At 39.8% G+C, this 22,207-nt stretch carries 14 protein-coding genes and 4 tRNA genes; 11 read left to right on the forward strand and 7 right to left on the reverse strand.

Features of this window, described 5'->3' with window-relative positions:
* Positions 1-62: 62 nt before the first annotated feature.
* Together ACRWQM_RS05140 and ACRWQM_RS05145 are read right to left on the reverse strand one after the other, a co-directional pair.
* Entirely contained in the window at positions 63-4,364 is a 4,302-nt protein-coding gene (locus ACRWQM_RS05140) for an EAL domain-containing protein (protein WP_434931471.1), read from the reverse strand.
* A 285-nt stretch (positions 4,365-4,649) separates the two neighbouring features.
* Entirely contained in the window at positions 4,650-7,436 is a 2,787-nt protein-coding gene (locus tag ACRWQM_RS05145) for an insulinase family protein (protein ID WP_434926730.1), read from the reverse strand.
* Positions 7,437-7,625: 189 nt separating this feature from the next.
* Here ACRWQM_RS05145 and sixA point away from each other — a divergent pair, with 189 nt between their 5' ends.
* Positions 7,626-8,093 carry a phosphohistidine phosphatase SixA gene (gene sixA / locus ACRWQM_RS05150; RefSeq protein ID WP_434926729.1) on the forward strand — a complete coding sequence of 156 codons (468 nt, stop codon included), beginning with the start codon at positions 7,626-7,628 and terminating at the stop codon, positions 8,091-8,093.
* Between the two features lie 83 nt (positions 8,094-8,176).
* Here the strand turns inward: sixA and smrB are convergent, their stop codons facing one another.
* Complete coding sequence (gene smrB, locus ACRWQM_RS05155) at positions 8,177-8,704, reverse strand: endonuclease SmrB (RefSeq protein WP_226414271.1); 528 nt, start codon at positions 8,702-8,704, stop codon at positions 8,177-8,179.
* A 79-nt stretch (positions 8,705-8,783) separates the two neighbouring features.
* Here smrB and prmB point away from each other — a divergent pair, with 79 nt between their 5' ends.
* From prmB to ACRWQM_RS05185, 6 genes are all read left to right on the forward strand, one after another.
* Positions 8,784-9,728 carry a 50S ribosomal protein L3 N(5)-glutamine methyltransferase gene (gene prmB, locus ACRWQM_RS05160; protein ID WP_226414274.1) on the forward strand — a complete coding sequence of 315 codons (945 nt, stop codon included), beginning with the start codon at positions 8,784-8,786 and terminating at the stop codon, positions 9,726-9,728.
* Between the two features lie 63 nt (positions 9,729-9,791).
* Positions 9,792-10,886: a chorismate synthase gene (aroC, locus tag ACRWQM_RS05165; protein WP_434931472.1), complete on the forward strand. Its 1,095-nt coding sequence runs from the start codon at positions 9,792-9,794 to the stop codon at positions 10,884-10,886.
* Positions 10,887-12,056, forward strand: a complete 1,170-nt coding sequence (locus tag ACRWQM_RS05170; protein ID WP_434931473.1) for an MFS transporter — start codon at positions 10,887-10,889, stop codon at positions 12,054-12,056. It abuts the gene before it with no gap.
* A 64-nt stretch (positions 12,057-12,120) separates the two neighbouring features.
* Complete coding sequence (locus tag ACRWQM_RS05175; RefSeq protein ID WP_434931474.1) at positions 12,121-13,305, forward strand: ATP-NAD kinase family protein; 1,185 nt, start codon at positions 12,121-12,123, stop codon at positions 13,303-13,305.
* A 4-nt stretch (positions 13,306-13,309) separates the two neighbouring features.
* On the forward strand, positions 13,310-13,588 hold the full coding sequence (locus ACRWQM_RS05180; protein ID WP_226414285.1) for a YfcL family protein: 279 nt from the start codon (positions 13,310-13,312) through the stop codon (positions 13,586-13,588).
* A 3-nt stretch (positions 13,589-13,591) separates the two neighbouring features.
* Positions 13,592-14,173: an RNA methyltransferase gene (locus ACRWQM_RS05185; protein ID WP_434926725.1), complete on the forward strand. Its 582-nt coding sequence runs from the start codon at positions 13,592-13,594 to the stop codon at positions 14,171-14,173.
* Positions 14,174-15,035: 862 nt separating this feature from the next.
* On the opposite strand, the gene ACRWQM_RS05190 is transcribed toward ACRWQM_RS05185, so the two are convergent.
* The 4 genes from ACRWQM_RS05190 to ACRWQM_RS05205 all read right to left on the reverse strand — a co-directional run bounded on the left by ACRWQM_RS05190 (position 15,036) and on the right by ACRWQM_RS05205 (position 15,488).
* A tRNA-Met gene (locus tag ACRWQM_RS05190) sits at positions 15,036-15,112 on the reverse strand.
* A 52-nt stretch (positions 15,113-15,164) separates the two neighbouring features.
* Positions 15,165-15,241 (reverse strand) — tRNA-Met (locus ACRWQM_RS05195).
* 36 nt (positions 15,242-15,277) lie between these two features.
* A tRNA-Met gene (locus ACRWQM_RS05200) sits at positions 15,278-15,354 on the reverse strand.
* 57 nt (positions 15,355-15,411) lie between these two features.
* Positions 15,412-15,488, reverse strand: a tRNA-Met gene (locus tag ACRWQM_RS05205).
* A gap of 309 nt (positions 15,489-15,797) precedes the next feature.
* On the opposite strand from ACRWQM_RS05205, the gene rlmKL reads away from it, so the two are divergent.
* From rlmKL to ACRWQM_RS05225, 4 genes are read left to right on the forward strand one after another with little or no spacing between them, the layout of a single operon-like run.
* Positions 15,798-17,933: a bifunctional 23S rRNA (guanine(2069)-N(7))-methyltransferase RlmK/23S rRNA (guanine(2445)-N(2))-methyltransferase RlmL gene (gene rlmKL / locus ACRWQM_RS05210; RefSeq protein WP_434929091.1), complete on the forward strand. Its 2,136-nt coding sequence runs from the start codon at positions 15,798-15,800 to the stop codon at positions 17,931-17,933.
* Entirely contained in the window at positions 17,923-18,153 is a 231-nt protein-coding gene (locus ACRWQM_RS05215) for a glutaredoxin family protein (protein WP_434926724.1), read from the forward strand. Before rlmKL ends, ACRWQM_RS05215 begins: the two co-directional genes overlap by 11 nt.
* 1 nt (position 18,154) lies before the next feature.
* The gene (locus ACRWQM_RS05220) at positions 18,155-20,071 is read left to right on the forward strand and encodes an ABC transporter ATP-binding protein (RefSeq protein ID WP_434931475.1); all 1,917 of its coding nucleotides are present in this window, start codon (positions 18,155-18,157) and stop codon (positions 20,069-20,071) included.
* A 26-nt stretch (positions 20,072-20,097) separates the two neighbouring features.
* Complete coding sequence (locus ACRWQM_RS05225) at positions 20,098-22,002, forward strand: DUF3466 family protein (protein WP_434931476.1); 1,905 nt, start codon at positions 20,098-20,100, stop codon at positions 22,000-22,002.
* Positions 22,003-22,207: the final 205 nt, after the last annotated feature.

The raw sequence follows: 22,207 nt of genomic DNA on the forward strand, positions 1-22,207 counted from the left end.
AACTAACAATTCAATAGCAGTTCCTGTGCCAATGTTGACTAAAAGTAGTATATTTGTTCTTTTCATGGTTTTTTACGCTGTGTTACTTTATTCATATCTGCAGTTAACAGAGCTTCAAAGTCTTTTTCAGGAACAGGTTTGCTAAATATATACCCTTGTATTTCCTCACAATTAAGAGCTTTTAAAATATTAAGCTGAGCGGCCTGCTCTACACCTTCTCCTACCACAGTTAACCCCATATTGTGGGCAATAGTAATAATAGAATCGACCATTTTTAAGTCGCGATCAGATTTGTCTATATCATCGACAAATGATTTGTCAATTTTTAAGCAATTGATTGGAAAGCGCTTAAGATAGGATAATGATGAATAACCCGTACCAAAGTCATCTAAAGCAAGACTAACGCCCATTTTAGCGAGTTGTTGCATCACTTTTATGGCATTTTCAGGGTTTTTAATTACCGTTCCTTCGGTGATCTCTAACTCTAAATGGTGGGCCGGTAGCTTGGTAAGCCGTAAAATTGACTCTATTCTTTGCTGTAAATCTGGGAGAGCAAATTGACGTGACGATAAATTGACGGCAACCCGGCCACTAAATAAGCCTTGCTCCAACCACTTCTGCGCAGCAAAACACGCTTTTCGCAACACAACATCACCAATCTCAACTATTAAGCCGTTTTCTTCAGCAAGTGGGATAAAATCATTAGGCGGAATAATGCCATGTTTAGGGTGGTTTAATCTGACGAGTGCTTCCATACCTGCTAAGCAATCATTTTTTAAATCGACTTTAGGCTGGTAGTAGACTTCAAAAAAATCTTCCTTTAATGCTTCACGAATTAAATTTTCAACTTCTAGTTGTCGTAATGCATTCTGGTTTAGGGACTCAGAATAGAATTGATAGCGGCTACCACCGGCAGATTTCGCATGGTACATAGCAATATCAGCTTTGCGCAACAATGCTTGCTCGTTTTGCTCGTCCTCTGGATAAAGTACTATGCCAACACTAATGCTTAGCACTAGAGAATCCCCATTTATTTCGAATGCGGGTTTCAGTGACTGAATAATGTTAGAGGCAATCATGGCACTAGAGCCAATATCGGGGTTCTGGTCAATAAGTAATGCGAATTCATCACCACCCAGTCGATATAAACTGGCATGACTTGGGATTGAAGTTCTAATGCGTTCTGCAACGGATATAAGCAACTCATCACCGACTTGATGCCCTAGAGAGTCGTTTATGCGTTTAAAATTATCTAAGTCTAATACCATCAAAGTATGGTGAATATCTTTCTTCACTAGGTTGTTTAAAGTTACTTGTAAACTTGAGCGATTTGGCAAACCAGTGAGTAAGTCGTTATTGGTTAATTTACGTAATTCTTCTTCTTGTTGCTTACGGCGGGTGATATCTGAAAAAACACCCACATAATGACTTGTCTCGCCTTGTTCGTCATACATAGCGTCTATGGTCAATTCCATCAAAAAGAAGCTTCCATCTCCTTTATTGGCTTCTATTTCACCATTCCAACGTCCTTGCTGGCGTAATGTGCTTCTAATTTGTTCCGAATATGAATTAGGATAACGAGTAAACTCAAGTTGCTGCTGTAAAAAATTATCGCGGCTACACTGTGCGACATCACAGCATGCTTCGTTAACTTCAACAAACACATAATCCTGGTTGAGAATGAACATTCCCTCTGAAATATTTTCAATTGCACGGGCAAAAAGTTTAAGCTGTTCTTCAACTTGCTTAATATTATTAATGTCTTTAATTGTTCCTGTCATACGAACTGGATGATCTTTCTGATCGCGTTCAACGATTTTGGCCCTGTCTAAAATCCACATCCACTGGTCATTGCGACCCTTTACTCGATAAGCGATTTCGAAGTGATCTGTGATACTGCTAAAATGATCATTAAGGGCTTTTTGCACTCTAGGTTGATCTATAGGATGAATATTACTTTCTTCACCTATTGTTCCTGAGCGATGTCCATCTTGAGGGAAGTCTAGTGTGCCCCAAATATTGGAGCGAAATATTTTTCCGCTTTCTATATCCCAGTCCCACATTTCATCGCCGCTGCCCCAAAGTGAAAGTTTAAGACGCTCTTCACTAAGTACGATTTGTTTTTGGATTTCTCTACGACGTAAGATAGCTTTTGTTAACAGTAACAATAATATTAGAGTGATAAAGCTATAAATTATTTTAGCTTTGATCGAAAGCCACCATGGTGGAGAAACGAAAACTTCTATATTTTTGATAACAGACTTTAAACCTGTTGATTTTTCTATAGCATAAACACTAAATATGTATGAACCATGGGGGACGTTTGTGTAGGTTGCCGAGTTGAAATTTCTATTTGGAAGCCAATCAATATCGATACCTTCAAGTTTATAATAAAATTCAAAGTTATTTATATTTGAACCAATAATACTAAATTCAAAAGTGAAAGGGTACTCAGAATGTTTTAACGTAATTGATTTTTTATACTTTATTGATTTATCTAGGATGTTAGAGCCGATTAATACATCCTCATTAAAAATTGAAATATTTTTTATTGACAATGAATGAGGGAGGGTGCTTTTAAATGAGTTTAGTACTTCTTTAGGTGATATATACGTCAGTCCGTATGGTCCACCTATTATGATACCTGTTTTTGTTTCTATTGTGGATTGAGTACTATAATCAGAAAGAATTCCATTTTCAGGAGTTAGTTTTATTTGAGTTTCATTTTTTAAGTCTAAAAGGTTTACCTCCATGTTTGAAGGTGCAATTATAACATCATCTATAATATTTAAAGAGTATGTTATTTTATTGTTTTTAAGTATTTCTTTAATGCTTCCAGTTGTTTTTTCATAAACGAGAATGGCTGTTCTAGAACCAAAAAAAATTTTATCATTATAATTTACTAGGCTGGCAACAAGCTCCTTGTCATATAGTGTTGATATCTCTTCATTGCTATAAATTAGTAAGCCTTTCTGTGATGCTATGTATATGTCACCATCAATGTATTCTAAATCAAAAATTGGGTGATTGGTTTTTGTGTTAATTAAAATTGTTGATTTGTCTTCAATGTTATATAGAAGGATTTCGCCATCAAATGTAGCTGCTAAAAATTTATCTTGACTGATCTTCTTTAATTTTACGATATATTTAGATGTTATTTCTTCAGTCATATTTTTTTTATAATTAGATTGAATTAAACCTGCTGAAGAGCCTATAAATATATTCTCACCCATTACTAGAACTGTTTTATAACCTTCGTACGTTTTGGGTATATTTTTAAGAAGTATTTTTTTGGATAAGTCGCCTTTCAAAGTAATGATTTCTTTGTCATTATTGGTAATGACAACAATGTCATCCCCTTCACTTATAGACCAAACTTTTTCAATGTCTGAGTCTATTTTTTTTGCAAGGTTACCATTGGTTGAAATATGCTTTATGCCATTCGTGTAGTCCGATAAAAACAAACTATTTTTACTTAAATAACTTATAGTAGAACTATTCTTTGTTAACTCTATGTTAATCCTTCCGATTGTTGTTATTTCGGGTTTAGATTTATCGAAATTTATTGAGAAGACTTTTTTTAAGCCAAGTATTAAAATTGATTTTTGATTTTTGTTGTATGCTATCGAAGATGTTTGGTTGCTTAGTAATTCTTTATTGTCAAAAAATAGACCGGAATTTTTTGATATTAATAACTTGTTGTTAATAACTTCAAAGTCAGTTGAGTTATTGGATTTAAGGTTTGTGTTTTCGTTTAATAAATATATTTCCCCATTGAAGTTCCTTAAGTATATGTCATCGCCTGAAGTTCTTATTTTTTTTATTTCTTTTATTTTTTTATTTTTTATATGTCTTATTTCTAAGTCGAAATTATCATTGAAAACATATACTTCATTTTTTAATCCGATGTAATTAATTCCATTCTCATTATGTATTGCCCATATTACCGAGTTTGAAATAGGGTGGTTGGGTTTCGCAAGAGAGAAGGTTTCCGTATATTTATCAAATATTGCTAGTCCTTTGTCGGTGCCAATAAGAAGCCTATCTTGGTCATCAATCATTAGATTGCGGATAAAAGAGCTGGGTAGGCCGCTTCCATTATCTTCAGCATAAAAATGGGTGAATTCTGTGCCATCAAAACGGTTTAAGCCATTAACAGTACCAATCCAAATGTAGCCTTCACTGTCTTCAACTATGCTGGTTACTGTATTTTGAGAAAGACCATCTGCGACTGTGTATGAATCATAATTGAGAATAATATCTAGCTGTTCTTCGTTAAAGTCCGAAAAAGACATCGACATAGCGAATGATGCTTGAAAAAAAGCAAAAAGAAATAATAAGAGTAAAGGTAAGATTTTAGGCATAATTTTTATTTTTCTTGTTCTCGTAGATGCCAAGTAGAAGCGTTGATTTGCCTACTTTTTCAGAATCCATGGGGTTTGTCAAAAGTCTGTTAACACAAATGAGACTAAGTGTTGTTTTTTTACCCTTCTTGAGCTGATGTAATTTTATACGAGTTAGTTGTTTTGTTTAACTAGTACTAAGTAATTAGTGATTTATACTCCACATAGTAATAAAGTTAGTTTTTTGTATGGTTTAAGTTGATGTTAAACATTTACAAAGTAATTTAATGTTAACAGACATAATCTCTAAAAGTTAAATTTTTCAGCAGCTTGCTTAAATGTTCTTAGATCTAGAATCATATTTTTAGATCCGAGTTGCTGTTGAGAATGTTGCTCACCACAACTGAATAAGACTAAGCGGTCACAATGCTTGCTCCGCATCTGTTGCATCATGAATTTGATTAAGTCTGCTCTGGTGAGTGTTTCGACCTTTGCGGCAACATTTTCACGTTGATCAAATTGATAATCCCTATTACCTAGACTAACCCAATAGCGCTGTCCACGGGTTTTGAGATTAGAATCGTGTTCCATAATTTGGCTAATTAAACCCTGTTTAGTACTTTCCCATTGTTGATTGGTTATTTGCATTACCGCATAGCTAAAGTCGGCTATAAACTCATCAATGGCTTCAAGCAAAACTCGGGGACCAGTAGAAGGGGATTGGATATAAAAAATCAGCCCAGGATGTCTGTTGAGTGGTAGGTAACCTGTGCCTACCATGTAACCTAATTGCTGTTTTGTACGCAGTTCATGAAAAAAGGTTGATGACATTGTATGGTTTAATAAACTGAACAGTGCCATCTTATCTGTAGTTGCTTCACTAGATTGATAATAAACAATAATAGCACTGTCTTGATGCTGGATTGCTTTCTCACGTAGCAAGGTACCAACACCTTGTAAGTTAACTAACTCTCGTGATGATTCATGGCTAGGTTTTGTCACCAGGGATAATAAGTGTTGTAATTTCTTACCCAATGCTTGAGCTTCTGACACCAACCAATCACCGTAGACTAGACCTTCCAGATAGATTTTTTCATAAAATTCACTTACATGATTGTGAAGTTCATCTAAGGTAATTGTTTCGAGCTCTTCTGCCATTCTTACCGGTTCAAAACTACGCTTTTGTAATGTGACTGTTAAGCTGGTAAATAATTGCGAGATAGGTTTTGCTTGAGCAACATTGTTCCAGCTTCTTAAAATCTGCTTACGGATCATGTTAAAGCGTTCTTGGGTAAATTGTCGCTCACGCCCTTTATGAATAATCAACGCAAGCAAGGTTTCCTGATTGCCCGTAAACCCAGTAAGGTGGAGGGTAATGCCACCTTGATGCGGATAAATATTATAATTTAATCCAGCAACTTCAGCCTGATAGGTTGATTCAGTTAAGTAGTCTAGCAACAGCTCAACATATAAACGGGTTAAGGTTGCATGACGGGGTGACATACTGGCTTTTTGTGAATCAAGTGATAAGTAAAGGTGCCCTTTGGGCACATTAAACTCGTCATCTTTTCTATGCCAAATTCTATAGCCTTCGCCTTCAGCCACTACCACAGGTACTGGATGTTGACTTGCCTCATTTCTTGACTGCGGATCGGGCACAATAAATGGATTAGCTTGGGGCAGTTTTAAAGCTTGTCTAATCTCAGTTTGTTGCCAATATGCTAATCGTGATAACTCAATATTCGATACCTTGTAAGGTGTGTGATACCAGGCCGCTTGCTTGTCGGTATCAAGATCTTGGGCAACAACCTGCAAGCGCATATTGAGCGGATGCATTAATTCAAGTAGCGACAGTGCTTCAGCCACATCCAAGTTATCCATTCTATAATCACCATAGACCACATCCTCAATATCATAGTGATGCATGTTAATGCTGAGGTGGCTGGCGAGATCTAATGCTTTAATTTGTTCTTGAAACCGAAAAGCGGTGTTTAATAAATTAGCGCGTTCTTGGTAACGCCAATCTTCAAGTCCATGTATTTTGATGAGTTGGATATATTCAAAAATACACTTAACGACTTCATCGATAGCATTAAAACCTTGATCAGTTAATTGAATACTGACTGAGTAATCCTTAAAGTTAAACCCATTGATGCCACCGCCAGCTGATAAGTTATTAGCTAAGCCTTGCTCTTTTAAGTAAGACAACAAACTTCCTGGACTTTCATTGCCTAACAGGTGACTTATAAAGGTTAATGGTTTGCGTTTATAGAATTGGTCAATTCCGGGTAGTGCAAAATTTACACTGATTCGTTTTTGTTGTTTTAAAGGGATAATTGAAATCTGTTTGAGGCGTTCAGCATCTGTAATCAGTGATTCAGAAGGGTAGTGTTTACTTACTCCTCGATTGACGATGCCTTCAAAATAGGTTTTAGCCCATAATTCTGATTGGTCCAGTGAAGCAGGCGAAACCAAACACAGAGTCATAATGTTTGCGCAATATTGCTGTTGATAAAATGACAATAACTCTTCGCGTAATTCAGACTGCGGCCCAGCTAATGTGGCGAGATTACCCACTGAGAATTTAGAAAAAGGGTGGGCTTGGTTAGTGGTCTCTTTTTGCACCTGATATACACGGCGAATATCGTCTTTTAGCTTTAAACTATACTCAGACTCAATAGCATGACGCTCTCTATCGACCAATTCGATATCAAATTTAGGTGCAATAAAAAACTGACTGAAGCGATCTAATGACTCTTCAAAAACATCTGCATTAATAGTGTAAAAAAAGTTTGTTTGTTCGGTGCCAGTCCAAGCATTGTTATTACCGCCATGCTGATTAATAAAAGCATGGTACTCACCTGAGTCAGGGAACTTTTCTGTTCCTAAAAATAGCATATGTTCTAAAAAGTGTGCCATACCTGGGCGATCGACAGGATCATCAAAGTGACCAACTTGAACAGCCATAGAAGCAGCAGCTTGGTTGGTTTGCACGTCTTCAACTAGTAATACCCGAAGTTGATTCGATAAGCGGATATAACGGTATAAACGATGATCATTTTGACTTGCATGTATTGCTGGAAAATCGGACAAGTGAAGGCTCCAAGTAACGGTTCTAGTTACATATTGATATTGTTATCGGCTTTTAGCAAATAACTCGTCAAACTTTATGACCACTATCGACTAAAGTTGAGTTAATTTTTATTTGGTGACGGTTTCGCAAGTGCTTTAATGACGCTACAATTGACGTATTAGTAAAATAAGATTGATAATGAGTTAAGTATGCAGCTATTTTTGATGCGCCATGGTGAAGCCAGTTTTGATGCGCCATCAGATCGTGAAAGGATGTTAACGCATCACGGACGTTACCAAACTGGCCAAATGGCTAACTTACTCAATAGTCGTATTTCTCAGCTTGATTTAGTTTTAGTCAGCCCTTATTTGCGCGCCCAACAAACGTGGCAAGTCGTCAGTAAACACTTACCTAAAGCAAGAAAATGCGTTGTGTTAGACAATATTACCCCTTCAGGTGACCCTAAAATGGCCGCTGATGCTATTTTAGCTTATGCTCAGCAATACAAAGCAGACACTGTGTTAGTGATTACTCACATGCCGATAGTAGGTTTTTTGGTGAGTGAACTAGTTGCGGGATTAGAACCGCCTATTTTTGCCACCTCTGCTTTTGCACAAATTGACAAGCATTCAGAACAAGCAAGCTTTGTGGGCATGAATTACCCTAGTGGGGTGTAACGTTTATTTCTACAAAGTTTCAGTAAATGATAGGGCTATTCATCTTGTAAGATTAATAGCCGATTATCTCTCAATCTCTCAATCTATCTTCGATGTGGCTGATCGCCAATATCAATCAAAATCAGTAGTGCTGCATCACCGCCCCATTCTTTAGGTGCTTGATGAAAAGCCTTTACTTTGGGGTGTTGTGCTAACCACATGGGCAGCTGCTGCTTTAAAATCCCCATACCATATCCATGCATTACACTGCAGCAAATGCTGTTTTGCTTTACGCATGCTTGAATAAGAGCGGCAAGCTCTAGTTTGGCTTCTGATTGTCTTAATCCATGCAAATCAAGCAATAGGTCTGGTACGTAATCGCCACGGCGTAAACGTTTTAACTCTATTTTATCAACGCCGTCGTTCGTCCAGCGCATTGGCCCTGTGACGGGCAATAACGGTTGATAGGTGTCAGAAAAGTAGCTACTTGAATGAAGCTGTAGCTCTTTTATTTCCACTTGCTGTTTGTTTTTTACGGGTTGTTTAAAGTGATGGGCTTGTTGCTTAAGGGGTTTTATCCCGGCAACTAAATCACTAAACGACTCGAAATCAGTGATATTTTTGTCATTCATGGCGATATTGTATTGAATTCTAGCCCATCTTAATAGACATCAGTTACAATGCAGCAGAACTATTTTTTAGGAGTGTGTTTTGGATAAAATTTTTGTAGATGAAGCGGTAACCGAGTTACGTACTATTGGCGATATGCTCCGTTGGGCTGTTAGCCGTTTTAATGACGCCGGAATTTTTTATGGCCATGGTACAGATAATGCTTGGGATGAAGCCATTGCATTAGTTTTTCATGCATTACACCTACCGGAAGAAATTGGCCAGCAAGTTATTCAAAGCAACCTAACCAGTAGCGAAAAACATAAAATAGTTGAGCTGATTATTCGCCGTGTTCGTGAACGATTACCGGTTCCTTATTTGACTAATAAAGCCCATTTCGCAGGATTAGAGTTTTTTGTTGATGAGCGTGTGTTAGTGCCACGTTCACCTATTGCTGAAATGATTAATAATAATTTCAGCCCTTGGTTATACAACAAACCAGTACATCGTATTATGGACTTGTGTACTGGCAGCGGCTGTATTGCCATAGCCTGTGCTTATGCTTTTGAAGATGCTGAAGTTGATGCGCTTGATATTAGTGAAGATGCCCTAGAAGTGGCGCAAATTAATATCGAGACGTTAGGCGTGTTAGATCGTGTATTCCCAATTCAGTCAGATATGTTTGCAGCAATTGAAAAAGGGCCACATTACGATTTGATCGTATCTAATCCTCCTTATGTAGATGCTGAAGATATTGATGATATGCCAAGTGAATATCATCACGAGCCAGCCATTGGTTTAGCATCGGGCCGTGATGGGTTAGATTTAACCAAGCGTATTTTAGCTAACGCAGCCGATTACTTAACCGAGAACGGTTTATTGGTGGTTGAAGTAGGGAATTCTATGGTGCATTTAATGGAACAGTTCCCTGATGTACCCTTCATGTGGGTCGAGTTTGAATTTGGTGGTGACGGGGTGTTTGTATTAACCCGTGATCAGCTAGTTGAAAATCAATCACTTTTTGCCATCTATAAAGATAGTGAATAATCATGCTGTAATAGTGTAGCATTACGCTATTCAGTTTTTTATTGGTAAAGGGATAAATGGCGCATGTCAGGAAATAGTATTGGGCAAAACTTTGTCGTCACCACCTTTGGTGAAAGTCACGGTGTGGCACTTGGGTGTATTATTGATGGTTGCCCGCCGGGGCTAGAATTAACCGTTGAAGATATGCAACATGATCTTGACCGTCGTCGTCCCGGCACATCACGCTATACAACAGCTCGTCGTGAAGCTGATGAAGTGCGTATTTTATCTGGGGTATTTGAGGGTAAAACCACAGGGACTTCGATTGGTTTATTGATTGAAAATACCGACCAACGTAGCCAAGACTACTCCAACATAAAGGACTTATTCCGCCCTGGACATGCTGATTACACTTACCAGCAAAAGTATGGTCTGCGTGATTATCGTGGCGGTGGACGTTCGTCAGCCCGTGAAACCGCGATGCGTGTTGCGGCTGGTGCTGTGGCTAAAAAGTATTTGAAAGCGGTGCATGGTATTGACATTCATGGTTATTTATCACAGCTGGGTCCGATTGCTGCTGATTCAGTTGATTTAGCACAGGTTGAGCAAAATGCCTTTTTCTTTCCTGATGCGTCAAAGCTTGATGCACTAGATGAATATATGCGTGAGCTGAAAAAGTCAGGCGACTCTGTCGGTGCAAAAATTACCGTATTAGCTACAGGTGTGCCAGTGGGTCTTGGTGAACCAGTATTTGATCGCCTAGATGCAGATATTGCCCACGCACTAATGGGTATTAATGCGGTAAAGGGTGTTGAGATTGGTGATGGATTTGGTGTGGTGACACAAAAAGGATCTGAAGGGCGTGATTTGATGTCACCGCTTGGTTTTGAGTCAAATCATGCCGGCGGCGTATTAGGTGGCATATCTTCAGGGCAACCGATTGTGGCCAATATTGCCTTAAAGCCAACATCGAGTATTAGTGTGCCAGGTAAAAGTATGACTGCGCAAGGTGAGGTTGCCGATGTTGTCACTAAAGGTCGTCATGATCCTTGTGTCGGGATCCGCGCAGTACCTATTGCTGAAGCTATGTTAGCGATTGTATTGATGGATCATCTATTACGTCATCGTGCTCAAAATCAAGATGTTCACAGCCTAACACCCGTAATCGGAATGCGTTAAATGCCAACCAATTCTAGCCCTGAGTTTCAGCTTCGCTGGCTCAGGGCTTGTTATTTTTTCTTCTTTGCTATTCTTGGTGTTCTAGTCCCTTATCTTGGGGTGTTTTTTGACGCCCGTGGGTTTGATGCCCAAGAGATTGGTTCATTACTTGCCATACTCATGGCTACGCGGATTGTTGCGCCTAACCTTTGGGCTATGGTTGCTGATAGAACAGGGATGCGGGCAGGGTTGATCAAGCTAGGGGCTTTTTGTGCAGCACTGACTTTTATCAGCTTTTTCTTTGAAGGTGGTTTTTGGTATTTAGCGATTAGCTTGACCATCTATACCTTTTTTTGGAATGCCATTTTAGCGCAACTTGAAGTCATCACTCTTGAGACCTTAGGTGACAATGCCAATCAATATGGCGCAATTCGAAGTTGGGGCAGCGTTGGTTACATTGTTTTAGTTGTGCTTACTGGCGTGAGTATCGAACGTTTAGGGGCTGAGGTGTTGCCGTATATTGGCATGGTATTATTTATTGGCCTATTAATATGTTCAATGCCGCTACCTTCAACTAAAGCCGCTGTGTTAAGCGGGTCAGAACGACCTAAATTACGACTAGATAAATCAATCATTCTGTTTCTATTGTCAGCCTTGTTATTACAAATGAGTGTTGGACCTTTCTACGGTTTTTTTGTGCTCTATCTTAAGCAAGTTGGTTATTCAGAAACCTTTGCTGGGATCATGGTGGCCTTTGGGGTATTGGCCGAGATAGGCATCTTTTTATACGCTTCAAAATTGATTGGCAAATATGGTTTACGCCTGTTGCTTATTGTTAGTATTGTGCTGACCTCTGTGCGTTGGTTAATTTTAGGGTATTATCCCGATGTGGTCATTATGCTGATTTTTAGCCAAACATTGCATGCATTTACTTTTGGTTTGACCCATGCCGTGTCTATTCAATTTATTCACCGTCATTTTGGTATCCATCATCGCAGTACTGGCCAGGCCTTATATGCTAGCTTAAGTTTTGGTGTGGGTGGTGCGTTAGGAACTTGGGTTAGCGGCTATATTTGGGGCGATGGTAGTGGCGCTGCGCAAGTTTGGTTATTCGCAGCAACTTGTGCGATAGCCTCTGCCGTGGCCGTTATGTTTATTCCCGATATGAATGGTAAAAGCCAGCACAGCTGATGTTGTGGATTCAAATATAGATTAATTGTTTCATTCAACTGCAATTTATAGAGAAGGAGCCAATGTGAAGCCGTTTCGTTTAGGTTTACTCATTAACCCACTAGCAGGTTTAGGTGGCAGTGTCGGTTTAAAAGGGTCTGACGGTGTTGCCGAAGAAGCATTGGCCAAAGGTGCTGAGCCCAAAGCGCATCTGCGTATGCAACAGGCTCTAGATGTTGTGTCCGCTTATAAAGACAGAATTGAAATCGTTACCTCGTCGGGCAATATGGGCGAGGATTTGGCGGTTAAAATGGGCTTTAATACTCAGGTTGTGCATCACTGCGGTGATAATCAAAATCAATCTGGTGCGGATCTAAGTGAAGTTAATAAAAGTACTCAAAGAGTATTAATTACCACACAGCAAGATACCCGTGACGCTGTAAAGGCATTATTAGATCAGTCACTGGATTTATTACTCTTTGCTGGTGGTGATGGTACTGCAAGAGATGTGTACTCTATTGTTGATGATGCTATTCCTGTATTAGGCGTACCTGCTGGGGTTAAAATTCATTCAGGCGTTTATGGCATAACGCCTAAGGCTTCGGGCTTAGTGCTTAAAATGCTGCTGGATGGTGAGTTAGTCAGTTTAATGACCGCTGATGTCATGGATATTGATGAAACGGCATTTAGGCAAGGTACAGTTAAAGCCAAACGCTTTGGTGAAATGTTAGTGCCAGCAGAGCCGCGTTATGTACAAGCGGTAAAAATGGGCGGTAAAGAGACAGATGAATTAGTATTGGCCGATATCGCAGCCGATGTGATTGAATCTATGGATGATGAGATTTTTATCATGGGCTCTGGCAGTACTGTCGCGGCAATTATGGATGATCTTTATTTAGATAACACCTTACTTGGTGTTGATGTTATTCAAGATAAACAATTAATTGCCACAGATGTAACAGCCCAAGAGTTGCTGCAGATAACAAACGGCAAATCAGCCAAGCTTGTGATCACCTTAATTGGTGGCCAAGGTCATGTGCTTGGAAGAGGTAACCAACAATTGTCACCCGCATTGATAAAACAGCTGGGTAAAGACAATATTTTGATCGTTGCCACAAAAACTAAGCTAAAAGCACTTGAAGGACGGCCATTAATTGTGGATAGTGGCGACCCAGAATTAGATGTAGCCCTTACAGGCTATTATAAAGTAATAACTGGTTACCATGATTACGTCATGTATCAAGTGGCTAACCCAGATTTGGTGGAATAAACCCATGTTAGAAAAGTATGATGTCGCGATGGAATCTTGGATACAAGAAACCGTTAGCAATGGTGATGATGATGCATTATTTGCCAGTGGTTACTTACAAGGCCATATTGCAGTGGTTTTAGCAAAACTTGAAGTGCAAGCTGATCAAGGTATTGATGCACTCGACAATCAAGTGATTCAGTGTCTTGCGCTGGCAAATGAAGAACTTAATGATGCTGATTATGTATTAGTTGCCCAAGCTTGGCAGCAATTACGCAGTCGTATTGTATCTGCAGTAGCATAGTTAATGTCACTTACTATATTAGATGATAAACAGCTCGAAACAGCATTTGAGCAAGTATCTGCTCACGTTGCAATTGGGCTGGTTAATCCCAAAACCCCAGTGAATGTGGGCGGGATTATGCGCGCATCGGGTTGCTATGGTGTCAATCAAGTATTTTATACTGGTAGACGTTATGATTTTGCGGTTAAAGCGGATACTCAATATGAAGTTGATAAAAAGCAAGCTGCCAAAACCATTCCACTGAAAGGCGTTGAATCATTATTAGCCCAAGTGCCCAAAGGCAGTAAGGTCATTTGCGTTGATCTTGTTGTGGGTGCGATTCCATTACCGCAATTTATCCATCCAGAGAATGCCTTCTACATTTTTGGCCCTGAAGATGGCACCATTCCCCAGCAGCTTATCGATGCCGCTGATGACGTAGTTTATGTGCCGACCAAAGGGTGTATGAATCTTGCTGCTTCAGTAAATGTGTTGCTCTATGACCGATTAGCCAAATCAACTGAGCATCAAACGGATGATAAGCTGATTATCAAAAATCGCGATACTAATAACCGTACCCGCGTGAAGCACTGGTTAAAGAAGTAACCAATAAGTAGGGTGTTTTGCTGTTAATCATCAAGGCACTTTGTTTCTATGTTGTTTTAATTCCACGTTTTAGTTTTTTTACTTGATCCATAAATATCTATTTTTTATCTTCCTAAAAATCCGCAACAATCATCACTAACTCATTTTCCTAGCGAAGCTTAATCAGCGGTTTTCTTTTGGCGGGCATAAAGTGATTATCCCCGATGAGTTGCTTTTAGGTTTTTGTTTTATCAGTGGGAGTGTTAAAAATAAAGAGGGTGGTGATAATAAATAGATTGCGGGAGCTGGATTACTGTTAATAACTTAAGCGACGACATTCGTTGGCTTGTATAAAGAGTCGAGCCGGACGAGTTGCTTTAAGATTTTTTACTTTGTGATAGTGAGATTTTTAAAACTAGAAAGGGTTGTGATTATAACTGAGATTAATAAATTGGTTGCGGTAGCCGGATTACTGTTAACAACAGAAGCGACGACCTTCGTAGGCTTGTATAAAAAGTTGAGCCGGACGAGTTGCTCTAAGGTTTTTTTACTATTGTGATAGTGAGATTTTTAAAACTGGAAAGGGTTGTGATGATAACTAAGATTAATAAATTGGTTGCGGGAGCCGGATTTGAACAGACGACTTTTGTAGGTAATAAGAGCTGAGCCCGACATATCTACAAACTAAACAACACTATTAAATTGGTTGCGGGAGCCGGATTTGAACCGACGACCTTTGTAGGTAATAAGAGCTGAGCCCGACATATCTACAAACTAAACAACACTATTAAATTGGTTGCGGGAGCCGGATTTGAACCGACGACCTTTGTAGGTAATAAGAGCTGAGCCCGACATATCTACAAACTAAACAACACTATTAAATTGGTTGCGGGAGCCGGATTTGAACCGACGACCTTCGGGTTATGAGCCCGACGAGCTACCATACTGCTCCATCCCGCGACTGTATTTGTTGCTTTTGCTGGGTAAATCTATTTCTTCATTAGTTATAAATTGGTTGCGGGAGCCGGATTTGAACCGACGACCTTCGGGTTATGAGCCCGACGAGCTACCATACTGCTCCATCCCGCGACTGTATTTATCGCTTTTATTACTTGCTCATCAAATTGGTTGCGGGAGCCGGATTTGAACCGACGACCTTCGGGTTATGAGCCCGACGAGCTACCATACTGCTCCATCCCGCGACTGTATTTGAATCGCTTCGTTTATCGTAATTATTTAAAGTTCTATTAAATAATTATTGGTTGCGGGAGCCGGATTTGAACCGACGACCTTCGGGTTATGAGCCCGACGAGCTACCATACTGCTCCATCCCGCGTCCGATAAACGCTGCTTTGTTGACTCGCATCCTTAAGAAAGTTTGCTGTGCCCTTCAAAGCGGAGCGAACTATAACGACTGACCTTTGGCTTTGCAAGCGTATTTTTAAAATATGCACCTGTTTGCAGGTAAAGTGCTCGGTTTGGTTGTTTAAATAGCGATTTTTAGGCTTAAGGGCTGAAAGATGAGGTTGTCTCATTAACGTTAGGCAATAGAAGCACTACCAAATTAGATAAGTCGTTGGGGATATCCGTTTGAGCAGGTATAATGCGCCTCAGAATTTATTGAGTAAAGATGACTAGCCAACCCATGTTTAATTTTTTTGCTGCCTCCCCGAAAGGGTTTGAATATAGCCTTGCTTGTGAACTGAAAGAATTCGGTGCGCAAGAGGTAAAAGAAAGTGTTGCAGGTGTTTATTTTTCTGCCCCCCTTGAACTCGCCTATCGGATCACTTTATGGACAAGGTTAGCAAGCCGAATTGTGTTGGTTATCTATAAAGGTCCTTGTGAATCACCGGAGCAGTTATATAACGCTGCTTACTGTATTGACTGGCCGTCGCATTTTTCTAATAAGAATACCTTTAGTATCGATTTTCACGGTACCGGCGGTTTTATTAACAACACCCAGTTTGGTGCGTTAAAAATCAAAGATGCTGTCGTTGACCGTTTCCGTGATGATGGTGACAATCGCCCCGATGTTGAAAGGGTTAACCCTGATTTTAAAATTGATGCACATTTCCGAAATGGACAAGTCACTATAGCGATGAACTTTTCAGGTTCGTCTTTGCATCAGCGTGGTTACCGCTCGACTACCGGTGAAGCGCCATTAAAAGAGAATTTAGCTGCCAATATGTTGGTCCGTTCAGGTTGGCAACAACAACCTGTTACCTTATTAGACCCATTTTGTGGTAGTGGCACCATACTAATTGAAGCGGCGTTAATGGCTTGCGATATTGCCCCAGGTCTTAAGCGTGAACGTTTTGGTTTTGAGTGTTGGCGCAGCCATAACAAAACCATGTGGGCATCTGTTCTAGAAGAAGCTCACGCACGTGCAACCTTAGGTAAAAGCCGTTGTAACATTAAGTTTTATGGCTCTGATATCGATTCTCGTATCGTGTCACTGGCACAGCGCAATGCTGAAAACGCAGGTGTCGATGATCTTATTGAGTTTAATGTTACCGACGTGCTGCAATTAACCCCACCTGAAGCGGAAGGTTTCTTAATTTCTAACCCACCCTATGGTGAACGTCTTGGCAGTGTGACTGAGCTACTACAGCTTTACTATCAACTCGGCGACAAGTTCAAAAAAGAATTTGGTGGTTGGAAAGTGGCCATGCTGTGCAGTGATGTAGAGCTTATCTCATCACTAAAGCTTAAAGCCGATAAACAAATGAAAATGTTTAACGGTGCACTTGAGTGTGTGTTTAACCTTTATACCCTGCATGCAACAGACACCCGTCGCATCGCGCCTGAGTTACCTGAAGGTGTCGATATTGTTGATATTGCCCCCGCGTTTTCTAATCGTATTAAAAAGAATATGAAGCAGTTAGAAAAGTGGGCAAAGAAAGAAAATATCAATAGCTACCGTATCTACGATGCCGATTTGCCAGAATATAACGTTGCTATCGACAAATACGTTGATTACGTTGTGATTCAAGAATATTCAGCCCCTGCGACTATTCCAGAAGCGATTACTAAACGTCGTGTTAGTGATGTTTTACTGTCTTTACCAGGTGCACTAGGCATTAGTGCTGACAAAATTACCTTGAAAACGCGAGAGCGCCAAAAAGGCACTAATCAATATGAAAAGTTGGATGAGAAAAAGTTAGAAGTTATCACCCAAGAATATGGCGCACGTTTCAAATTAAACTTAACCGGTTATTTAGATACAGGTCTGTTCTTAGACCATAGAGTTACTCGCAAACTGGTAGGTGAAAAGTCACGAGATCGTAATGTATTAAACCTTTTTGCCTACACGGGTACCGCGTCAGTTCATGCAGCATTAGGCGGTGCTAAATCGGTTACTACCGTTGATATGTCGAACACTTATATCAGCTGGGCGAAAGAAAACTTCAGCTTAAACCGCCTAGCGGGTAGACATTACCAATTTGTACAAGCCGATTGTTTACAGTGGATTAAAGAAAATAGCCATAATAAATATGAGCTTATATTCATAGATCCGCCAACGTTTTCTAACTCAAAACGTATGGAAGACAGCTGGGACGTTCAGCGTGACTACGTCAATATGTTAGGTGATGCAATCAAATTGTTGTCTCCAGAAGGTGAAATTATCTTCTCTAACAATAAACGTAAATTTAAAATGGATATCGATTTATTAACCAAGATGGGCATGAATGTTGTCAATATTGATGACCAGTGTTTGCCGCTTGATTTTAAACGTAATCCTCATATTCACAATGTTTGGCTAATTACCCATGCCAAATGAGAGTGAATATGTGTTGTATCATACCGAAGGCTGTCACTTGTGCGAGTTAGCATTAGCTTTGGTTGAGCAATCTAAAATCAATTTTAAGCAGGTCGATATTTGTGAAGTTGCAGAGTTAGCCGAGCGTTATGGCACTTCCATCCCCGTGTTTGCTGATGGCCAGCGTGAAATATGTTGGCCTTTCAATGCGTCTGAATTAGCGCGATTTTTAGGAGAGTAGTGTGAGTCTTGTTCGAATTAGTAATGGCTCATTAGCCTATGGTTACACGCCATTATTGCAAAATGCCGATTTTACCATTGAACCCGGAGAACGGGTGTGTATTGTTGGCCGTAATGGTGCTGGAAAATCGAGTTTAATGAAAATTTTGTCGGGTGATGTATTACTCGACGATGGCGAATTTAACATCACTAATAATGTTAATGTCAGTCGCTTACAGCAAGACCCTCCTAAAGCAGAAACAGGCACTGTTTATGCTTATATTGCCGCAGGTTTACAGGAAGTTGGTGAAGCATTAGAGAAGTACCATCAATTGTCTCACGACATCGCCGATGCATCGCCTGACGAAATGGATCGTATGCTAAAGGAAATGCAGCCTCTTCAGGACATTCTTGATCATAATAACGGTTGGCAGTTAGATTCTCGCATCATGCAAACCTGTGAACTACTTCGCCTAGATGCGGATAAGCCATTATCTGAATTGTCAGGTGGTTGGCAACGTAAAGTCGCGTTAGCGCGTGCGTTAGTAAGCGAGCCAGATTTATTGTTACTTGATGAACCAACCAACCATTTAGATATCGATACTATCGAATGGCTTGAGCAGTTCTTAATGAGTTTTAAAGGCGCTATTGTGTTTGTCAGCCATGACCGTGGTTTTATTCAACGTATGGCGACTCGTATTGTCGATTTAGATCGAGGTGTGGTGACATCTTGGCCTGGTAACTATCAAACTTATCTTGATGGCAAGATTGAATGGTTAAGAGTTGAAGCTGAAAAGAATGCTCAATTTGATAAAAAACTGGCAGAAGAAGAAGTCTGGATAAGACAAGGTGTTAAAGCACGTCGTACCCGTAATGAAGGACGAGTGAGATCTCTTGAAGCATTACGCCGAGAGCGGGGAGAGCGCTTAAATCGTCAAGGCAATGCCAAAATGGCCGTGTCAGATGGTCAACGTTCAGGTAAGTTGGTGTTTGATATTCTTAATGTTGATTACAACATTCCTGAGAAAAATTTAGTTAAAAACTTCAGCTCAACTGTCATGCGTGGTGACCGTATTGCCTTAATCGGCCCTAATGGGTGCGGCAAATCAACTCTAATTAAATTGTTAATTGATCAACTGCAACCGCAATCTGGTGAAATTAAAGTCGGCACCAAGTTAGAAGTGGCTTACTTTGATCAGTACCGTGAAGCGCTTGATCCTGAAAAAACCGTTGAAGAAAACGTCGGTGAAGGTAAAAGTACAGTAACAGTAAATGGACAAGATCGTCATATTTTAAGCTACTTACAGGATTTCTTGTTCTCGCCTATGCGTGCAAGAACGCCGGTTAAAGCCTTATCTGGCGGAGAGAAAAACCGGTTATTGCTTGCTCGCTTACTCCTACGTCCAGCAAACTTAATTATCCTCGATGAACCAACAAACGATCTTGATATTGAGACCTTAGAGTTGTTAGAGTCACTACTAACTGATTTCGAAGGTACCTTATTAATCGTCAGCCACGATAGAGCATTTATCGATAATACAGTGACAAGTAGCTGGTGGTTTACTGGAAATGGCCATTGGAGTGAGTATGTTGGCGGTTACCAAGATGCGGTATCCCAAGGTGCAAAATTTTATTCTGAGGAACCTGCGGCAGAAATCGTTGTCCAAGCTCCAGCGGTTAAAGAAGTGGCTCCAGTTAAGGCTGCTGAAAAGCCTGCAAAAAAGCTGTCTTATAAGATGCAACGTGAACTGGATGAGTTGCCAGCTAAGATGGAACAGTTAGAGCAAAAAATTGCATCTTTACAAGCAACGACGAACAATGCTGACTTTTATAATCAGCCTCAAGATACGGTTAATAATGCATTACAGCTATTAGCGACAACCGAACAGAATTTAGAAAAATGTTTTGAGCGTTGGGAAGAGCTTGAATCATTAAAATAAAGAATAATAAAACAGGAATAGTTTACATGAAGTTAAAGTTAGACAGAGCCTTATCATTGGTTGCTATCAGTGTATTAAGTGTTATTGGCAGTGCGCAAGCAGCACCTGTATATGAGATTGATAACCTAGATGAAGTGACTTACGATTTACGCGGTACGCTCACAGGCACTCGTTCAGGTTATGCGTTAGGTGTTGATAATAACGATGAATTAGTCGGTATTTCTAAGGGGAAAAAGAAGCTCAGCACTGAAGATATTGAAGGCGGCATTATAGATGTTGAAGATGGTATAGCACCAGCCGAAAAAATTACTTATTCAATTTATACACCAATTGAAGCAAATAACTTTACCTTTACTGCTGCTGCAAATGCTGCTGAAGCATGGAAACCTGCTTTTTTTAGTATCGCAGGTACGACTGCTCCCGACACGTTAGATGCGGAAGGCGAGCAAGTCGTCAATTCAGTGGATAGCTATTTTTATGGTATGAATAGCAGCGGTATTAAAGTCGGTGCTTATAGTGCGCCAGAACAAAAAATACCTTATGAAGGTACCATAGAAGACCAAGAGTATTGGTATATTCGTGATTTTGAACTGCGTGGTGTAGCGGTTCAATCGAATGAAAGTCCTGCAATTGAACTGCCTTTAATTCCGCCATATACCACCTTTACGCGTGAAGCTAGCGGTGATAAACCTGCCGCGACGGTTGAGTTAGGCGGTTGGTCATCGGCGTCAGCTGTAAATGAAAGTAATATTGCAACGGGTTACGGCAGCACTGAGCTGGCTTCATTCAGTAAAGACCGAGTCAACCTTTGTATTGATAATTATAATCCTGATGTGGATAACCCTGCACCGATCGATGTCTGTGTTCAAGCAGATCAATACCCTGTCAATAATCGCCGTAACATTCAATATCAAACCCGTGCTCTTGTGTGGGATTTAAATACTATTGATGATGAAGGTAAGCCTTCAGTTACTGAATTACCTTTGGGGTTAACTCCAGGCGATTCAACTTTGGTATTTACTGCCCAAGGGCTAGGTATTAATAGTCAAGCAGATGTTGTTGGACGCTCCCATGTTTATCGCAATGGGGATACTAATAATTTACGTCAGGATGCCGCTTTTTGGAAAAAAGATGCAAATGGTGTGTATCAATATAATTGGGTTGATTTTAAAGATAACGATATTTTAGCCTCAATGTCATATGATATAAATGATGATGGTTTAATGGTTGGTAGTTACCAAAAGTACATTGGCGGCTATGTACGTAGTAAGTTTTTCATTTTTGACACCAATAATACAACAGAGTTACCCGTCACTCCTGATGATTTTAATATCGGACTTTCAGATCTTAGTAGCAAAGCGAAAGACATTAATAATAAAGGTCAAGTAGTGGGTCAAATTGAAGTGACTTACGATAAAGAAAAACCTAGGCCAAAAGCGGGTTTTTTATATAATCACGCAGATAAAGAGTTTTTAAACATTAACAACCTTTTGGTTTGTGAATCAAAAGGTTATGAAGCTTCTGGTGATTCGTGGGCTCGTAAGAAAATCACTATTCAAGATGGCACAGGAGAAGAGTTAACGTACGATTCAGAATTTTATGTCGTTGAAGCTAATAGTATCAATGAAGATGGTACTATTGTGGGTACCGCATTTATTCGAAAACCACAGTATCAATTTGATCTTCTGGGTAACTTAATCATCAATGAAGAAAACGGCCTACCTTATTTTGCGCTAGACGGGAATGGTAATCCGGTTACATCTTATCTTCCTCGTATGGTGGTGTTAAAACCGACTAGCGGTGAAGCGTGTAGTTACACTGATGTACCAGAAGAGAAACCTTATGTGCGTCAAGGTGCAGCAAGTTTGTCATGGTTATTTGCGCTGCCACTATTATGGTTAAGACGACGCAAAGTCAAATTAGCTAAGTAAGCGTTAATCACTCTAGCAGCTTGTTGAACTCAGTTAAACGCTGATTTACGCTATGTGCTGATACTGTTATTGAGTAGACTATGAAACATAAAAAATCGAGAAAATATTCTCGATTTTTTTTTATTTTTATTCTCAATATGTTAATTAACCTTCACTCTAATTGATGATTTTTTGTGTTGATCTTGTTTGAAAAACGAGCTATTTC

The sequence above is a fragment of the Shewanella sp. HL-SH5 genome (assembly GCF_051163755.1).
In the GTDB taxonomy this organism is placed as follows: Bacteria; Pseudomonadota; Gammaproteobacteria; order Enterobacterales; family Shewanellaceae; genus Shewanella; species Shewanella glacialimarina.